Consider the following 17,517-nt stretch of genomic DNA (forward strand, 5'->3'; position numbering starts at 1 on the left):
TCATGCGTTTGGGCGGCTGCCGAGCATCAACGCCAGGGAGAGCAAGCTGATGCACGTTCCGCCGATCAGCAGCGATTGGAAGCCGCCGCTGGCTTCGATCAGCCGGCCCGCCACTGTCGGGCCGATAGCCAGGCCACCGCCGATCACCAGGTTGGAGGCGTTCATCAGTTTTCCGGAGCGGTCGAGGTCGGCCAGGCAGGCCAGAATCAGCGGCAGGATGAAGGTCCAGGTGAACTTGAACAGCAGCGCCGCCACGGCAAATCGCATTATTTCGGGTTGACCTCGCAGCAACAGCACTGAGCCGGCCATCAGCGCGTAACCCAGCAGCAACAGCAGCAAGCGCGGCAATCGGTCGCCAATCAGGGAGGCACAGCCCGCTCCGACAATGCCCATCACCGTGGCGAGCGCCAGAACCTTGCCACTGGACTCGGCGGAGATACCTGCCTGGGTGGCGATGGAGCCGATAAAGGTCCACACACCGCCCAGGCAAATGTAGAAGCTCAAGACCCCCAGAATGCCCAGCGCGGCTTTCCACAGCGAGGCGATGGCGACATGCTCGGCGGTTGTTTTAGCCGATGGGCTGCCTTGCGGAAAATAGCGGGCCAGTGGCAAAAAGACCGTCATCAACCCTGCGAGGATCACGTAGCACGCCGATAGCCCGAAGTGTTCGAAGAGCCGAGGCAGGATGCTCAAACCGATCGCCCCGACGACCAGTTGCCCCAGCACCCATAACCCATAGACTCGACCGGGATTGACTGTTGACGCGGCGCTGGACAGGCAGATGATCATCAACGAACCGCCCGCCAGGGCACTGCAAAAGCGTAATGCCAGGAGTATCGAGTAGTCGGCAGCAAGCACTGATAAAAGGTTTGCTGCAATGAACACGACACCCGCCAGCAATGCGGCGCGGCGCCAGTCGATACGTTTCAGCCACCACAGGGCTGGCAGGGTGGCCAGGCTCATGGCGCCAAGTTCGGTGGAGAAAAGATCGCCGATCTGTGACGGGCTCAATTGCCATTGAGCCGCCAGTTGCGCCGCGATGGCCGGTGCGGTCATGAGAATGGTCGGGGTGATGGCGGCGAACAGCACGATGGCTGCCAGCAGCGCCCGTTCAGATGATGCGCGCAAACGCCCATCCACCAGCGGTTGGGTCTGAGTGTTCATGGGGAAACTCCGGTGAATGAATTCAGAACACATGGACCAGACGCAGCAGCGCGTCGGTGCCGTGATAGCCGTTATCGGTAGCAACGTTCTGCGAAAGGCCGAACATCACCTGGTTCTGTTTATCCAGCCAGTGGCCGACTTCGAAGCCCACCTGGGTGTAGCGCTTGTGGGTGTCATCGATGCGCTGGTCGTTGATCCGCAGCTCGCCGCCATCGGCGTGGATCAGTCGCAATGCACCGTAGGTGCTTTGCGTAAAGTCGTAGGACGCGAAGGCCTGCAGGCGATACAGCGGGTCCTGTTTCAGCTCGCTGCCAAAGTAATCGTCGTTCTTGCCGTAGAGCTGGGCTTCGAGGTTCGCCTCCAATACCCATTTTTCGCCGATGCCCTGGGTGTAATTGTAAACGAAGGTCGCGCCCCAGCGATTGGCACCGGGTGAGACATCAGGACTGTCGTCGTGGTATTCGCCAATCGGCAGAGTGATCAGGGTCAGCAAGCCGCTATAGGTGCGTGAGGCGGGGTCATTGATGATGAACAGCGTGCCGCCGACCTGAGGGTCGCCAAAGCCGCTTTCCCCGGTGTGTTGGCTGGCACCTGGCAGGCGTGCGTTGATGTCGGCAAAGGGCACGATGAACTGCGGAGTGCACAGGGTGCCGCAGACGTCGGTGAAAAATACCTGACGGTAAGCCATGGCGTTGACCTTGAGGTCGGCCTTGCCGGTGCTGTCGGCCGGGCCGTGAAAGTCGTCAGCGCGGCTCGCCGGCAAATACACCACGCCCAGGTTGGTGCCTGAAGGCGCGCCGAAAAAATCCCGGGCATTGAGGTCGGCGGCGCTGGCGTGCAGGCTCGACAAGCCACCGATCAGGGCTAGTGCGGCATTGCGCGTGAAAGTCTTGGTCATTGGCATTGCATCTCTTCTTTGAGTTGTTGTGCGGCGAATGGCTCGCCTGTCGATGGCAGAGGGGCAAAAAAAGGACAAAGGCGTCCCGTGGCCGTCAAAACGACAGCGAAAAATTCAGCGCAAGTCAGCGGTGCGGATCAGTCGGGTGGGGCATGCAGTAGATGGGCGATACGGGCCTTGTCCTTGACTCCGAGCTTGCTGTAGATCGCCCGGATGTGGTGGCGCACGGTGTTGGGGGACATGCCCAGGTCGCGGGCTACTTCCTTGTAGGTCTTGCCTTCGCCGAAACCCTGGGCCACGGCGTTTTCCCGTGGGCTCAGTTGCATCAGCACCGTGCGGCTGCGAGCGGCCAGCAGGAGCAGGTCGCCGACCGCCGATGCCTCGATCTGCAAGTGCTTGCCTTCATAGCCGTCAGCGTTCATCGCCACCGGCAGGCAAGGGCCGGTCCAGTCCGGCCACTCGCTCAACAATAAGTCGACGAAGCCACGTTCCGCGCAGTGCAGGGTGCCGCGTTGGTCGCACACGGCGAGCGCGAGGTTGCGCGGATGCGTGAGGGCCTCGCGCATCGCCACCAGGGTGCGAATCTGATTGGCGGATACCGCCGCCACCAGGTGCAACATGAGATTGTTCAGCAACAGGCAGTCTTGCTCGGTGAAGCGTGCCGCGTCTGGGGCGCGATAGAGTGCGAGGTGGTCGCTGAGGTGGGTTTGCGGGTCGATGTACACCACGCACAGCAACTCGCCGATGGCGTACGTCTGGCCGAGCCAGTTAAGCCCGGAGCCGCTGGCTGGGTTGCGCATGTCGACGATGACCGCTCGCCCCGGAACATCGTGGGCCCTGGCGACAGTCACATCGATATGGCGAATCGACTGCCAGTCGGACAGGTAGCTGCGGGGCAGTTCATGTAGATAGGAGCTGTGTTCTTCAGGCAGTCCGTCAACCAACGCGCCGCGGCCCCACCAGGCGCTGTCGAAGGGCAACAGCTGGCTGATGCAGCTCAGCGCCGCTTCGTGGAAATGCTCGATGTCCTTGTCCTGCGCCAGGCGCTGGAGCTCCAGTGTCATTGCGCTGAAGGCCTCAAGGAGGCAGGCGTGACCATGATCATGACGGCTCATTCGTATGTACCTCTATGCGACGTTCTTATTGTTTTCGTCACGAAGTCATTGAGGGCCGGAACGTCGTTTGGACGTGGGCAGGGCCTGGGAGCGATTATTGGCCCACTAAAGCAAGACTGCCATCCTACAGATGCATGATAGTGCCTGGCGGGAGCTCTTCCTCTACTGGCAATTTAGTGAACTTTTACCCTGCGAATTTTTCCACTGCTCAGAGGTTATGCGAGGGCATGACGCTCGGATGAATCTTGCGAAAAAAACTCCCCTGGCAGAGCCTTCAATGACAGTAAACCCGTCACAACCCAAGCCCTCTTTGCGCCGTGCCATCACGGGGCCGATGCTGTTTCTGTTCATCCTGGGCGATGTACTGGGCGCTGGCGTTTATGCCCTTGCGGGTACCATCGCCGGAGAGGTAGGCGGGGCGATCTGGGTGCCGTTGTTGATCGCGTTGTTCTTCGCCATGTTGACGGCAGGTTCGTACGCCGAACTTGTCTCGAAATATCCTCACGCGGGCGCGGCGTCGGTGTTTGCCGAAAAGGCTTTTAAATCACCGCTGATATCGTTCCTGGTCGGTTTTTGCATGCTCGCCGCGGCGGTGACCAGCGCTGCCGGTCTCTCGCTGGCCTTCGCGGGGGACTATCTTGGCGCATTCATCCAGGTATCACCCCACGTTGCTGCCCTGATCTTTTTGTTGCTCATTGCCCTCCTGAATGCACGAGGGATCAAGGAATCTCTGGGGGCGAATCTGCTGATGACCGTGATCGAGCTGTCAGGGCTGATGTTGGTCATCGTTGCTGCGGGTTACTTTTTCAGTTCTGGCGAAGCTGAACTGGCAAGGGCGCTGGAGTTCAAGCCTGGGGTCAGTCCGATGCTGGCGGTGTTAGGCGCGGCCTTGCTCGCGTTCTATTCGTTCGTGGGTTTTGAGACGTCCGCCAATCTTGCGGAAGAGATCAAGGATGTTCGCAAGGTATACCCACGGGCGTTGTTCGCGGCGCTGATTACCGCAGGGGTGGTTTACATGGCTGTTGGGGTCGCCGCGTCCTCAGTGTTGCCAACGGAGAAACTGCTCGCCACATCGGCCCCATTACTGGAAGTGGTTCGGGCTTCCGGGCTCGACATTTCGCCGCGCCTGTTCGCCTTTATCGCGCTCATCGCGGTGGCCAACGGAGCGCTGCTGACCATGATCATGGCCAGTCGACTCACTTATGGGATGGCCCATCTGGGGCTGTTGCCGGATGTCCTGGGACGGGTCCTGCCGCATAGGCGCACACCGTGGGCGGCGATTATTGCAACGACGCTCGTAGCCATCGCACTGACGCTGACAGGAACGTTGGCGACCTTGGCGCAAACCGTGGTGCTGCTTTTACTGTTCGTGTTCCTCAGCACCAACATGGCCGTGCTGGTGTTACGCAAGGACAAGGTTGCGGAAGAACATTTTCAGGTTCCCACCTGGGTACCCTGGCTGGCGATCCTGTCTTGCCTCGTATTGCTGAGTCAGCAAGACATCGGTACGTGGCTGCGAGGCGGGGCACTTATCCTGGTGGGGATGCTGCTGTATGTCTTTGCCCGAATGGCTGTGCCGGCTGTTGTAAAACCACACTAGACAACGGCCGCACCGCAAGCAGACGCGCCTAGTGCAGGAGTGGATCACCTACACCGATTGCGGACGAGGCTCCGATTCACGCGCTCTTGGCCACAGCAGCGCGGCCAGGCCAATGGCATAGACCACTGCAAACAACACGTAGGCGATTCGGCTGGAAAACAGCTGTGGCGTCTCTGTTGGCAGTGGCGATACACCGAGCCCGAACAGAATAACGAAGGTGATCAGCCCGCCGCCGAATATCTTGCCAGTGGCGTTGCCGATGGAGGCTTTGCCGCCAAACAGCAGGCTTACCAGCAACAGGATCAGCGCCACCAGCCACAGGGTCGGGCGCAGTTCAAACAGCGTGAAGGCCACGGACGCCGCCATTCCGCCTAGCAGGTTGACCAGCACCAGGCCAAGGGCTGTGCGGCTGCTCATGCCCAGGGAAAACTGGCTAAGCAACGAGGCCACCGTGATCGGGACGACGATCGCCGTGGCCAGCCTTGGGTCGCTCAGGCACAGGGCAACCATGGTCAGCAGAATTGTCGCGCTGGCCATGGCCTGGCGAATCACCAGCGTCTGCTCGTGCGGCTGTGCGGCTGCCTGCGTGGCATGTTCACCAGCAGGGTCGGGCAGCAGCGCATGGGCGCCCCAGGCCAGCAGCAAACCCAGGCCGACCGCCTTGACCAGTACCAGCACAATGGACTCGCCCAGATCGCTCTGCGCGATATCGAGCATCGGCACCACAATGGCGATCACCAGCATCAGCGCTGGTCCCGCGCCGCCAGGTTGCCGGCCTTGCGCGGTAAAACAGGCGAGATAAAACAGCCAAAGCAGCGGCAGCATTATCCATGGACGCTCACCGAACATGCCCGTCACACCCACCAGCAGCGCGCCGGTGAGCATACTTACCAGCAACGTAATCAACCCTTGAGACAGCGCTGGCGCGCGGCGGCTGGCCAACAGGAACTGGATGGCGAACAAGGGCGCGAGAAACGGCAGGACGTCGCCCAGGACCAGACCCGCGCACAAGCCCACGGTCACTGCCAGGGCGACACGCAGTCCCTGGCGTTTGATCCGCAGGAGCTCGACTTCGGCCTGCCCGTCAATTGACATAGTTCAGCCAGGCGCCCAGGCGTGTCATGAATGCCCCCAGTGCGTTAGTCATGGGGTTGTCATCGGTATAGATCACCACGCTCACCTGCGAGCCGTAACGCGGGCCTATCGGGTGCGGTTCCTCCACTATCAGGCGTACCGGAAAGCGCTGCGGGTCGCGCACCCAACCACTCTGGTTGCGCACCGAGGGCAGGGCCGAGTTGCTGCTGCCCTGTTGCGCGACACCCCAGCCGACGCTTTCAACACGGCCTTTGAACACACGGCCCGGCAATACATCGAACACCAGTTCCGCCGGATCGTCGGCCTGCACATGTTCCAGGCTGTTTTCCTTGAACGCGGCAGACACCCATACCGTGCCCCTGTCGATGAAGGTCAGTGCCGGTTGGCCGGCGCTGACGACCTGACCGACCGCGAGCTGGAGATGGGTGATCACGCCGTCGGCGGGTGCGATGACTTCGGTGCGCACCAGATCGAGCCGGGCTTTTTCCAGCGCGGCCAGGGCTTGCTTGAACTGCGGGTTGTCGTTGCCTTTGGGCCCCAGTTGCTGGCGCGCCCGTTCCAGGTCGGCCTGGGCCTTGCTCACGGCCGCCTCGGCGGAGCCCAGCGAGGCTTTCGCTTCATCCTGGCGGGCGGCGGCAAACACGCCACGCTCAACCAGTTGATTCACCCGTCGGGCTTGCTCGCGAATGTTGTCGCGCTGCGCTCGCGCCGACACCAGCTGCGCCTGGGCGGCATCCACCGAGGCGGTGCTGGCGCCCACTGCCTGGCCGGCTTCCTCCAGCCGTGCCTCTGCCTCGCTGACGACAAGTCTGTAAGGCTGCGGGTCGATACGAAACAGCACCTGGCCGGTCTTCACCCGGGCATTGTCGAGCACCGTTATCTCTGTCACACGGCCACCCACCTCGGCGGCCATTTCCACCACATAGGCTTGCACCACGGCTTGTGACGTCGAGGGCGTTTGGCGCTCCATGAAAATCGAGAGGGTGAACAGCACGGCGATCAACACTGCAACGCCCAGGGCAATGCGCCTTAGCGGATTGGCTGGCGCAGGCTTTTCAGGAAGCGGTTCGGTTTGTAACTCAGGCTCGACGGAACTGGGCGAATCGGGCATATCGGCACCTGCAAGTCATGGCCATCCAAAAAACAGCTGACAGAGCGCCGGGGGCGGCGACCCTGGCATCGGATCAGACCGCGTCGGCAGCGGTATTGACCCGTGCGGTGCGGATAAACAACGCGCGCAATTTCTCCCAGAAATTGCCCCCCAAGACGAAGAAGCTGCCGATCAACAGGACATCGCCAAGCAGTTGCAACGCCCAGCTGTTGGGGCGAAAGCCGGGCGCGAAGGCATCGATATAAGGTTCAAGAAAAGAGCACAGCAACGGCAGGCAGAACATCACCAGGCCAATACGGTGGCGAGTGACGCTGACCTCCTGCTCGGCACTGGGTACAAGGCCCGACACATAACCGAACACCTTCTGCTTGAGCTCTTGAAAACCTGCCTTGCCCATCACCGCGATGACCAGCAGCAACAGCACCTTGTTGATGATGAACAGCGCGCCGGTGATCGCCGCAATGGTGGAGCGGGGTACATCCGCAGCCGCCGCCAGCGGCACCAGCAACCATAACGCGAGCATCAGGCAAAGAATCGCGATGCCTGCCTTGAAGCGCCATTTCGCGGACTTTGACGTGGTCGGAGGCTGTACCGTGCTCATGCTGCCTTACCTTTCTTTGAGTTGTTATGGCTTATGGTCTGGAGCGAAACTGAGCTTAGCAGCTGGATTGTCAACGCATTCAGCGCTGTCGGTATTTTCTGCGCAGGGGCCGAATCTGTTCATGCGTGAGATACAGCTCAACCTCACATCCGATGATGCTCCAGCAGAAAGTCCACAAACACCCGTACCCGCGCCGGCATCGCCGCCCCCCCCACGAAGACGGCATGGATCGGCTCCCGGTCTCCGGGGTTCCAGTCATCCAGCAGCGATACCAGATCGCCGCGTTGCAGATCCTCGGCCACGCTGAACTCGCCGATACGGGCGATGCCAGCGCCTAACCGTGCGAACTGTGCCAGCGCCTCACCACTGCTACATTCGATGTTGCCGCTGACCTTCAGGGAAAACTCTTTGCCGTCGCGGGTGAAGGGCCAGTTGGGTTCGGCGCGACGGAAGTTGAAGCGCAGGCAGTTGTGCCGCAGCAGGTCTTCCGGTACCTCGGGGGTGCCGTGTCGTTGCAGATACTCGGGAGAAGCCACCACCACCTGGCCGGTGTCGCCGATCCTGCGCGCGGTCAGCGGGCTGTCGGGCAGGTGGCCAAACCGCACCGCCACATCGGCCTGGCCGCCGAGAATGTCGACCACTTCGTCGCCAAGGGTGAGGTCGACGACGATGTTCGGGTAGCGGGCGCTGAATGCGGCCACCAGCGGAACGATGGTCTGCCGCCCATGGCCGAGGGCGGCACTGACCCGCAAACGGCCCTTGGGCACGCCCTGGTCAGCGATGGCCTCTTCGACCTCGGCCATATCCGCCAGGATACGCCGGGCTGCGCGCAGGTAAGCCTCGCCTTCGGCGGTGAAGGTGATCGAGCGGGTGGTGCGCAACAGCAGGCGGGTGCCGAGCCGTTGTTCGGTTCGCGCGATGATCCGACTGACTGCCGAGGGCGTCAGCCCCAGTGCACGAGCGGCAGCGGACAAGCTGCCTTCCTGCGCCACCGTGGCGAACATAGCCATTTCACCTGATCTGCCGTTGAAGTCCATTGTGCTCCGTACGCAAAGGTGCTTGCCAGAAATGCTATCTACCGCTTGCAAAGGCCGAATCGTAGCATTTGCGGCATAGATAAGGAGGCTTCCCATGCGTATCAATCCACCGCTTGTCGCACTCGCCATTGGTGCCTTTGGCATCGGCGTTACCGAGTTCGCCCCCATGGGCATGTTGCCGGGCATCGCCGCGGATCTCGGCGTTTCCATTCCCGCCGCGGGTCTGTTGGTCAGTGCCTACGCCCTGGGCGTGCTGCTCGGCGCGCCGTTGATGACCTTGACCACCGGCAGAATTCCCCGACGCTATCTGCTGATCGGACTCATGGCGATTTTCACCCTGGGTAACCTGATGTCAGCCCTGGCGACCGATTATTACAGCCTGATGGTTGCCAGGGTGGTGACCTCACTGAACCACGGTGCGTTTTTTGGCGTCGGCTCCATCGTCGCCGCCAGCGTGGTCGCCCCGGAAAAACGTGCCGGGGCGGTCGCGGCCATGTTCATGGGCCTGACCCTGGCGACCATCGGCGGTGTGCCGTTGGCGGCCTGGTTTGGCGATTTGTTTGGCTGGCGCACCGCGTTCTGGGGAATTACCGGATTGGGCGTAATGGCAATGGCTGCGTTGTGGTTCGCGCTGCCCAACCTGCCGGCGCCGCAAAGCAGCGGGGTGCTGGCGGAAATTCGGGTGCTGGGCCGTGGCCCGGTGCTCGGGGCGTTGGCCCTGACGGTAGTCGGCTCGGGCGCAATGTTCACCGTCTTCACCTACATCGCTCCGATCCTGACCAGCGAGACCCATGCCTCCAGTGCCTTTATCACGGCCATGTTGGTGCTGTTCGGCGTGGGGCTGACGCTGGGCAATATGTGGGGCGGCAAGGCCGCGGATCGTTCGATAGACCGGACCCTGATCGTTTCCCTTAGCGTGCTGATTCTCGTCCTGCTGGCGTTCACGGTACTGATGCGCTGGCCGCTGCCGGCCGCGGTTGCCATCCTCATCTGGGGTGTCGCCAGTTTTGCCTTGGTACCGCCATTGCAGATGCGCGTGATGGAAGCCGCCAAGGACGCGCCCAACCTGGCCTCGGCAGTGAATATCGGCGCCTTCAACTTCGGCAACGCGATTGGTGCGGCGCTGGGCGGCGCGGTGATCAACGCGGGGTTGGGTTACCCGGCGATTTCCCTGGCCGGCGCGGCAATGGCGGGTCTGGGGCTGCTGATGGTGCTGGCTTTTGCCTGGCGTGCCCGAGGGGTTGCGGCTGCGGCGTTGTGAAGGTGGCGCGATTAGCGGGCTCGGCTGGCTGAAATCCTCCGTGGCCGCGCGAAGCAGGCACGTTGGGACTATGCTCATTGCCACTACCGTCGTTGCACGGGTTTCAGTCGCCGCCAAGGAAAGGAGTCTGTACGTGTCTGATACTTCATGCCCGGTTCCATTATTGAAATGGCCCTTGATCCACAGCGTCCTTTGGCGCCTCGCCGGTTGCGTGACCGGGCTGGCGATGCTTGCCGCCCATCCAGCCCAGGCGGCCGACGGCGGTGTCACCGGCGGCTCTACCGCAAGCTATAGCATTGCCTTCAGCAATTCATACGCAGGCAGCGATTTTCGCAAGGTGATGGTGCGCAACTGGCAGGAAATTGCGTCCCAGGCGCAAAAGGACGGCTTGATCCGCGAGGCTCCGGTGGTCAGCGCCAACAACTCGGCGTCGGAACAAGCGGCCCATATCCAGGACATGATCGTCAATGGCGTGAACGCCATCGTCATCCTGGCCGCGTCCGACACGGCGCTGAACGGGGTGATCCGCGATGCGTGCAATGCCGGCATCGTGGTGGTGGTCATGGCCAGCCTGGTCAGCGAAAGTTGCGTCTATACCGTGGACTACAACTGGTCCGCCATGGGCCGCGTGGAGATGGATTACATCGCCGAGCGCCTCAAGGGGAACGGAACGCTGCTGGAGATCCGCGGCATTGCCGGCGATGCCACCGATAAAAGCATCAGCGACGGCATTCGCAAGGCCGCCAGCGACTATCCGGGCCTGAAGTTCGCCAAGACCGTGTATGGGAACTGGACGGCTTCCGTCGCTCGCAAGGAAGTGGCGCTGGCGCTGCCGTCGCTGCCGAGCATTGATGCCGTGGCGACTCAAGGGGGCGACGGTTATGGCGCGGCCATGGCGTTCAAGGCGGCGGGACGGCCTTTGCCGATCATCGTGATGGGCAATCGTCAGGACGAACTCGCCCTGTGGAAACAGGAGCGCGATGCCAACGGCTACGAGACCGTCTCTGTTTCTGCCTCCCCCAGCGTTTCCCAGGTAGGTTTCTGGGTGGCCCAGCAGATTCTGGCGGGCAAGCAGGTGCCGAAGTTCGTCGAAGTGCCGCTGGTGCGTATCGATGCGAAAGACCTGGACGCCTGGCTCGCGACCATGCCGGTGGGCGGCGCCGCCAATCCTTTTTACAGCCAGGCTTCCGTGGCCGCGATGATCGACGCGGCCAACAACAATACGGCGCCGCCGGCGACGCCTTTGCCGGAGGTTACGAAGCAGTAGTGGCGGGGGAGTGGGGAGGCGCAGCGCCATGGTGACATTCAAGCCCGTCACCGACAGGCCCATTGCCGTCAGGATCGGGCTGGCGGTCGCCGCGCTGGTGTTCCTGATGCTGGCGGTGTCGCTGGTGAACCTCTATGGCTTGCGAGGCATGGTCCGCGCGGTGGATTCCGCCAGCCATTCGGCGGAGATCCTGGCCTCGGTCAACGGCGCCACCGGGCGTGTGGAAAACTTCATCGCCACTCGCGATCCTGAGAGCCTGTCCCAGGCCGAAGGCATGGTGGCGACGGCGATCGCCGGCCTCAGCGCCATTCCGGCGGCCGAGGCGCAATCGCTCAAGGGCAGCCTGGAACGGCTCGCCGCGGCGATCACCGCCTTGCGCGCGGCGACCCTGACCATGGATGGCGAAACGGAGAACATGACCGCCCATTACGGGCGGATGCGCGAGGCGACGATTCTCGTCGAACAGGGCATCGCCGATGGCCTGAAGGGGCTCGATGCCCGCACCGCCGGGCACGAGGCGCGGGTGAGCGACATCGAAAGCGCCCACCGCATCCTGGATGTCCTGCGCAACGGCGAACGGATCATCACCGCCCATGTGGCCAAGATGTTGGTGACCGAGGATGCGGCGGCTGCCATCGCGGCGCGCAACGCCTGCGCGGCGCTCCTGCCGGTGATCGAGCAACTGCGCGAGGTGATGGGGGCGCCGCAGGAAACGGAGATCCTTGATCAGTTGGCGGCGGCGGTCGCTGCTGCCAGCGTCGCGGTAGAGCACCTTGGCGAGGCCCCCAGACGCCAGGGAGACGAAGCTTTGCGGCAGCTCGCCGCCGTCGGGGATGCGGCCGCGCGCCTCGAGGCGATGCTGGCTGACGCGGATGGGCTCGTCGGCCACGACGCAAGCGATATTCAGGCAGCGACCGGCTTGCTGCACAACGCCGCCGCGTTATCCAAGCGTTTCGCCGAGCGTGTCGCCACGCTGGAAGCGCAGACCTTGTCGTTTCGCCTGTCACCGTCGGCCGAAACCGCCCGCTCTGTCGGCCTGATTCTCGACGAGCTCTCCCGTCTCGCTCGGGTTCTGCCTTCGTCCGTCGGACTGCAAGCCAAGGCGACGCCCCTGACGGTCAGTGATCAGATTGCCGGCTACCGGGCGGCCTTCGCCAGGTTCCATCAGGCGAGCAATGCCTTGAGCGCGGCGCGCGACGAGGTTCGCAACGAGGCACGGAGCGCCGGCCTGTTGGTTGCGCGCTTTGCGGGTGAAGCGCGCTCCGACGCCTTGGTCCACAACGATCGCGGCATGCTTGCGACGATAGTTGCGGGCACCGTCGCCGTCCTGCTGGCCGGTGCCATCGCCTGGAGCACGTCACGATTTGTCGCGCAGCCCATCGTGGCCCTGGCCTCGGTCATGCGCCGGCTTGCGGCCGGCGACCTGGACGCCGAGATTGCCAGCGCCGCACGCGGGGACGAGATTGGAATCATGACCCGCGCCGTACGGGTGTTCCAGGAGAATGCCCTGCGCATCCGGGTGCTGGAGGCCGAGGCCGAGGCCGAGCGACAGCAGGTCCAGGCCTCTTTGGAGCGAATGGTCGCCGAACGGACCGACACGTTGCACCAACAGACCGACATACTGGAGGCGCAGGCCGTCGAACTCATTCAGGCGCGCAACCAGGCCGAGACGGCCAACCAGGCAAAGAGCGATTTTGTCGCCACGGTCAGCCACGAACTGCGCACTCCCCTGACCCTCATCCTCGCTCCCCTGGAACAGCTCTCGGCGGCGGATACACCGCCAGCGGACTGGCGTGTGCAGGTCGAACGTGCCCAACGCAACGCATTGCGCTTGATGAACCGGGTAAACGACATCCTCGACTTTTCCAAGGCCGAAGCTGGCAAGTTCGAGCTGTGTCCCTCGCCGGTTGATTTGAACACGGCGGTGGGGGTGCTGGCCGAGGACGCCGCCATGGTCGCCGAGGGCAAAGGCTGCACCTTGACTTGCAGCATCGATCCTGCGCTCGGCACGGTGTTTCTGGACCCCCGGCACTTCGAGAAAATCCTCCTTAACCTGGTGAGCAATGCCATCAAGTTCACGCCCGGCGGTGGCACCGTACACCTGGCAGTGAAGCCGATCGAAGGCGAGCGATTTGAGTTAGCGGTGCAAGACTCGGGAATCGGCATAGAGCCGGACAAACTGCCGCTGTTGTTCCAGCGTTTTTCCCAGATCGACAACTCCGCCACGCGCCATTACAGCGGCACCGGCATCGGTCTCGCCCTGGTCAAGGACCTGGCCGAACTGATGGGCGGCGAAGTTGGCGTCAACAGCGAGCCTGGACGGGGTTCGCGCTTCTTTGTCCGGCTTCCGCTGGGGGCTGAGCAGAACACCCTGCCGACCGAAGCCAGCCATATGTTTGAGCGATTATCGGCGGGCACAACCAGTACGATGGAGCAGCGCCACCTGCGTTTTGACGATGGCCGCCAGGGCAGTCGCAACGACCTCGCTTCGACGCAAGGCGCAGACGACGAGCCGCATCCGGAACATGCCCTGCGATCCAGAGTGCTGGTGGTGGACGACAGCCCGGAAATGCTCAGTTATCTCAGCGAGCTTCTGCAGAACGACTACATCGTCGCCACCGCAACGGATGGAGAGCAGGCCTGGGCACTGCTGCAGCTTCGACCCATCGACGTGATCGTCTCGGATGTGATGATGCCCAAGCTCGACGGTTTCGGCCTGACCGCCAGGATCAAAGCCAGCGCCGGTTTTGCCCATCTGCCGGTAATCCTGGTGACCGCCCGCGGCGGTAGCGAGGCCTGCATCTCCGGGCTGGAAAGCGGCGCCGACGACTATATCGCCAAACCCTTCTCGCCGCTGGAACTCAAGGCTCGCGTACGCGCGGCGCTGCGCATGAGCCAGGTGCAAAGCGAACTGCAGGCAAAATCCCGCCAGGCGGGCATGGCCGAAATCGCCACGACTGTGCTGCACAACGTCGGTAACGTCCTCAACAGCGTGAACGTATCGGCAGAACTGGTCAGCAGCCAGATGCGCACCTCCAAGGCCCAGGGGCTGGGCAAAGTGGCGCGGCTGATGAACGAACACGTCCACGACCTGAGCGATTTTCTGACCACGGACAACAAGGGAAGGATGCTGCCCGATTACCTGCTCAAGCTGGCGCAAGTGGTGACGGAAGAGCAGCAGGGCATCATCGAAGAGCTCGGGCAACTCATCAAAGGCATCGACCACATCAAAACCATCGTCGCTGCCCAGCAGTCCTATGCCGTTGCTGTCAGCGTCGTCGAGACAGTACCGGTCTCGGAGCTGATCGATGATGCCTTGCGCATGAGTGCCGGATCACTGGCACGCAAGGAGGTGACGGTGGTCAAGGACATTGCCGACTTGCCTCTGCTGTCGCTGGACCGGCACCGGGTGCTGCTGATTCTGGTGAACCTGATCCGCAACGCCAGGCAGGCGCTGGATGGCGTGAACGATCGCAGCTCCTGTATCACGTTCTGCGCGTCCCTTGTCGACGGATCAGCATTGCGTATCACGGTGGCCGACAACGGCAACGGGATTGCGCCAGAGCACCTGGCGCGGATCTTTTCCCATGGCTTCACCACTCGCAAGGACGGCCACGGTTTCGGCCTGCACAGCTGCGCGCTCGCCGCGCAGGAAATGGGCGGCAGCTTGACCGTGCACAGCGACGGGGCAGGGCAGGGCGCGACCTTTATCCTTGATATTCCCGTTGATGCTGCGCTGAGCAAACGCTAGGCATCCCCCTTGGCCTCCAGCCCACGGTAATAATCAATCTTGGCTTGCGGTGCAAAATCTATTGTCGCCAGAGTGGTTGCGGCCGGAAGTGATCCTGGAGGAAGCGCAGAAATTTGAGCGTTCTTGCGGGCAGCCCTTCGCGTTGATGCGTCAGCGCAACAATATTGGCCTCTGGAAGTTTCCAACCCGGCAGTAGTCGTATCAACGTCCCCTCCGCCAGCGCATCGGCAACATCCCATTCAGAACGCATGATGATGCCGTTCCCTTCGCAAGCCCATTGCCGAATAACACTTCCATCGTTGCAGCTCAACGCTGGGCGGATTCGCACGTTGTGTGTTTTACCCGCGCGCGTGAAATGCCAGAGCGTGACGTCTTCGTTGTTTTCCCGCAGCGCGATGCAGGGCAAGGTAGCGAGCTGGTCGGGATGTTCCGGCAGCCCGTGCTGTTCAATAAAGTCCGGCGAGGCGCATACGTAGCGACGGTTGGGGGCAATGGGATGGCCCACCAGGTTGGAGGTGCGCAGTTCCCCAATATGGATAACCACATCAAATCGGTCAGTCGCTTCGACCATAGGCTGTTCCGACAGACTCAATGCTATCTCTACATCTGGATGCAGGCGCTGGAAAGCTGCCACGACGGGTGCCACGTGCAGTCGCCCAAATCCGAACGGTGCGTTGATTTTCAACTTGCCGACGAAGCCACTGCGCCGCTCTTGCAAATCCGCCAATAGGGAATCGAACTGCTCGACCAGCTCGGCTCCACGCAGGCACAAGAACTCGCCCTCATCGGTAAAGCGCAGCTGCCGGGCTGACCGATCCAGCAATCGAATCGACAGTTTTTTCTCCATTTGCTGAAGTCGCTGGGTCACCGCCGAAGGCGTCAGACCCAGCTTGCGTGACGCGGCCAACAAGCTCTCGCTTTCCCGGACGACCAAGAGAAAGCGGAGATCAACTGTCTCGTTCATTAAAAATCACTGAATATTAGAATTAGAAGGTTTAAATTTTAATCTGAAACTGGAGGCTTAGAATAGCGCTATTCCAGGAGACCAGACATGTCAGCATTCACTCATATCGAAACCCCCGCCTTATTGCTGGAGCGCGATCAACTCGATGCGAACATCCAGCGGATGCGCCAAAAGCTGGCAGCATTCAACGTGGTCTTACGGCCACACGTGAAGACCAATAAATCGTTGGAAGTCACCGAGCGATTGTTTGCAGGCGGGCGCGGCCCGATCACCGTTTCAACCCTGCGGGAGGCCGATTTCTTTTTCGAGGCCGGGTTCACCGACATCTTGTATGGCGTCGGCATTGCGCCTAACAAGTTCGCTCATGCCGCTGCATTGATCGGTAAAGGCGCACAGCTCAAGCTGGTACTCGACAATCTGGACACCGCCAGGTTACTGGCCGAATTCGCCGAAACGTCGGGTCATGTTTTTGATGTTTTGCTGGAAATCGATTGCGACGGTCACCGTTCCGGTCTTGGCCCGCAGTCACCGCTGCTGGTGGAAATCGCGCGGCTGCTGAGCACCAATGGCGTCAGGGTCAGCGGCCTGATGACACATGCCGGCAAGTCTTACGACAGTCAGTCAATCGCTGAAATCGAAGCCAGCGCCCGGCATGAACGCGCGGCGATTATCGATGCCAGCCAAATGCTGACGAATGCAGGCTTCGACCTGTCGATCATCAGTGTCGGCTCGACACCCACGGCACTTTTTACCGAGGATCTATCCGGGGTGACAGAAGTACGCGCGGGTGTATTCGCCTTTTTCGATCTGGTCATGGCGGGCTTGGGCGTTTGTCAGGTGCAGGATATCGCCGTCTCGGTTCTGACGACTGTAATCGGTCATCAAATTGAAAAAGGCTGGATCATTACGGATGCGGGATGGATGGCACTTTCCCGTGATCGTGGTACCGCCAGACAGGCGGTCGATCAGGGCTATGGCATCGTCTGTGACGCCAGCGGCCAGCCCATCGGCGACCTGATCGTCAGCGCCACCAATCAGGAGCACGGGATCATTTCATCGCGGGCCGGGAAGCTTGAAGCCTCAAGCTTGCTGCCCTTGGGCACGCTGCTGCGGATCCTGCCGAACCACGCCTGTGCCACCTCAGCGCAGCACGCGGGTTATCACGTTTTCAGCGAGGGGCGCAGTGTGGGGTACTGGCCACGCATCGCGGGTTGGTAATTCATTCAGCTGAACACAAACTTTGATCAATCAAGGAGAGGCCAATGAAGTTGATTACAGCAGAGAAGCTGCCTGTACCCGGTGGGCATTACTCACATGGGGTCATGGCAGGAAAACTTCTTTTCATTTCTGGCCAGTTGCCGTTTCCGCCTGATGCACAAGAGTTCCCCGATGGCGTAGAAGCCCAGGCTATTCAGGCAATGGCAAATGTAGAAGCGGTGCTTCAGGCAGCGGGTGCTTCGCTTAGTCACTTGGTCAACGTGCAAATATACATCGTTGATGTTGCTGACTGGCCGACCGTGAATCTTGCGTATTCAACGCTGATGGGGCCGCATCGTCCCGCAAGAGCGATCATTCCGTGTGGTCCACTCCATCACGGGGCTTTGGTGGAAATTTCAGCAGTGGCTGAAGTTTAAATACTTTTCAAGAAGGGCA

General features: G+C 61.5%; 13 protein-coding genes and 3 pseudogenes. 8 read left to right on the forward strand and 8 right to left on the reverse strand.

The genetic code is table 11. The annotated features are described in order from the left end of the window. The 3 genes from J3P91_RS11955 to J3P91_RS11965 all read right to left on the reverse strand — a co-directional run bounded on the left by J3P91_RS11955 (position 1) and on the right by J3P91_RS11965 (position 3,177). Positions 1-1,164, reverse strand: a complete 1,164-nt coding sequence (locus tag J3P91_RS11955) for an MFS transporter (protein WP_434604346.1) — start codon at positions 1,162-1,164, stop codon at positions 1-3. A gap of 22 nt (positions 1,165-1,186) precedes the next feature. Further along, the gene (locus tag J3P91_RS11960; RefSeq protein ID WP_434604348.1) at positions 1,187-2,068 is read right to left on the reverse strand and encodes a transporter; all 882 of its coding nucleotides are present in this window, start codon (positions 2,066-2,068) and stop codon (positions 1,187-1,189) included. Between the two features lie 131 nt (positions 2,069-2,199). Then, positions 2,200-3,177 carry a helix-turn-helix transcriptional regulator gene (locus tag J3P91_RS11965; RefSeq protein WP_434568840.1) on the reverse strand — a complete coding sequence of 326 codons (978 nt, stop codon included), beginning with the start codon at positions 3,175-3,177 and terminating at the stop codon, positions 2,200-2,202. Between the two features lie 277 nt (positions 3,178-3,454). On the opposite strand from J3P91_RS11965, the gene J3P91_RS11970 reads away from it, so the two are divergent. After that, positions 3,455-4,777, forward strand: coding sequence for an APC family permease (locus J3P91_RS11970; protein WP_434605099.1), 1,323 nt, complete (start codon positions 3,455-3,457; stop codon positions 4,775-4,777). A 48-nt stretch (positions 4,778-4,825) separates the two neighbouring features. On the opposite strand, the gene J3P91_RS11975 is transcribed toward J3P91_RS11970, so the two are convergent. From J3P91_RS11975 to J3P91_RS11990, 4 genes are all read right to left on the reverse strand, one after another. Continuing rightward, on the reverse strand, positions 4,826-5,872 hold the full coding sequence (locus J3P91_RS11975) for a DUF2955 domain-containing protein (RefSeq protein ID WP_434604350.1): 1,047 nt from the start codon (positions 5,870-5,872) through the stop codon (positions 4,826-4,828). Continuing rightward, positions 5,862-6,983, reverse strand: coding sequence for an HlyD family secretion protein (locus J3P91_RS11980; RefSeq protein WP_434604352.1), 1,122 nt, complete (start codon positions 6,981-6,983; stop codon positions 5,862-5,864). The genes J3P91_RS11975 and J3P91_RS11980 overlap by 11 nt, the downstream gene beginning before the upstream one ends. Positions 6,984-7,056: 73 nt before the next feature. After that, positions 7,057-7,584, reverse strand: a complete 528-nt coding sequence (locus J3P91_RS11985) for a transporter suffix domain-containing protein (protein ID WP_434604355.1) — start codon at positions 7,582-7,584, stop codon at positions 7,057-7,059. A 143-nt stretch (positions 7,585-7,727) separates the two neighbouring features. Further along, positions 7,728-8,621, reverse strand: a complete 894-nt coding sequence (locus J3P91_RS11990; protein ID WP_434604358.1) for a LysR family transcriptional regulator — start codon at positions 8,619-8,621, stop codon at positions 7,728-7,730. Between the two features lie 94 nt (positions 8,622-8,715). Here J3P91_RS11990 and J3P91_RS11995 point away from each other — a divergent pair, with 94 nt between their 5' ends. The 5 genes and pseudogenes from J3P91_RS11995 to J3P91_RS12015 form a co-directional block, all read left to right on the forward strand. After that, positions 8,716-9,882 carry an MFS transporter gene (locus J3P91_RS11995; RefSeq protein ID WP_434604360.1) on the forward strand — a complete coding sequence of 389 codons (1,167 nt, stop codon included), beginning with the start codon at positions 8,716-8,718 and terminating at the stop codon, positions 9,880-9,882. A gap of 226 nt (positions 9,883-10,108) precedes the next feature. After that, positions 10,109-11,149, forward strand: a complete 1,041-nt coding sequence (locus J3P91_RS12000) for an ABC transporter substrate-binding protein (protein WP_434605101.1) — start codon at positions 10,109-10,111, stop codon at positions 11,147-11,149. A gap of 1,399 nt (positions 11,150-12,548) precedes the next feature. After that, positions 12,549-13,442: pseudogene (locus J3P91_RS12005) on the forward strand (sensor histidine kinase); the annotation flags it as partial. Between the two features lie 309 nt (positions 13,443-13,751). After that, a pseudogene (locus J3P91_RS12010) lies at positions 13,752-14,039 on the forward strand (response regulator transcription factor); the annotation flags it as partial. 567 nt (positions 14,040-14,606) lie between these two features. Further along, positions 14,607-14,900 (forward strand): annotated as a pseudogene (locus J3P91_RS12015) (ATP-binding protein); the annotation flags it as partial. A 58-nt stretch (positions 14,901-14,958) separates the two neighbouring features. On the opposite strand, the gene J3P91_RS12020 reads toward J3P91_RS12015, so the two are convergent. Continuing rightward, positions 14,959-15,864, reverse strand: a complete 906-nt coding sequence (locus J3P91_RS12020) for a LysR family transcriptional regulator (RefSeq protein ID WP_434604362.1) — start codon at positions 15,862-15,864, stop codon at positions 14,959-14,961. A gap of 87 nt (positions 15,865-15,951) precedes the next feature. On the opposite strand from J3P91_RS12020, the gene J3P91_RS12025 reads away from it, so the two are divergent. Beyond that, entirely contained in the window at positions 15,952-17,082 is a 1,131-nt protein-coding gene (locus tag J3P91_RS12025; protein ID WP_434604364.1) for an alanine racemase, read from the forward strand. A gap of 44 nt (positions 17,083-17,126) precedes the next feature. Next, a complete protein-coding gene (locus J3P91_RS12030; protein WP_434604366.1) occupies positions 17,127-17,498 on the forward strand; it encodes a RidA family protein in 372 nt (123 codons plus the stop codon). Positions 17,499-17,517 lie beyond the last annotated feature (19 nt).

Origin of the sequence: Pseudomonas sp. Z4-7 (assembly GCF_051131965.1) — a bacterium.
Lineage (GTDB): Bacteria > Pseudomonadota > Gammaproteobacteria > Pseudomonadales > Pseudomonadaceae > Aquipseudomonas.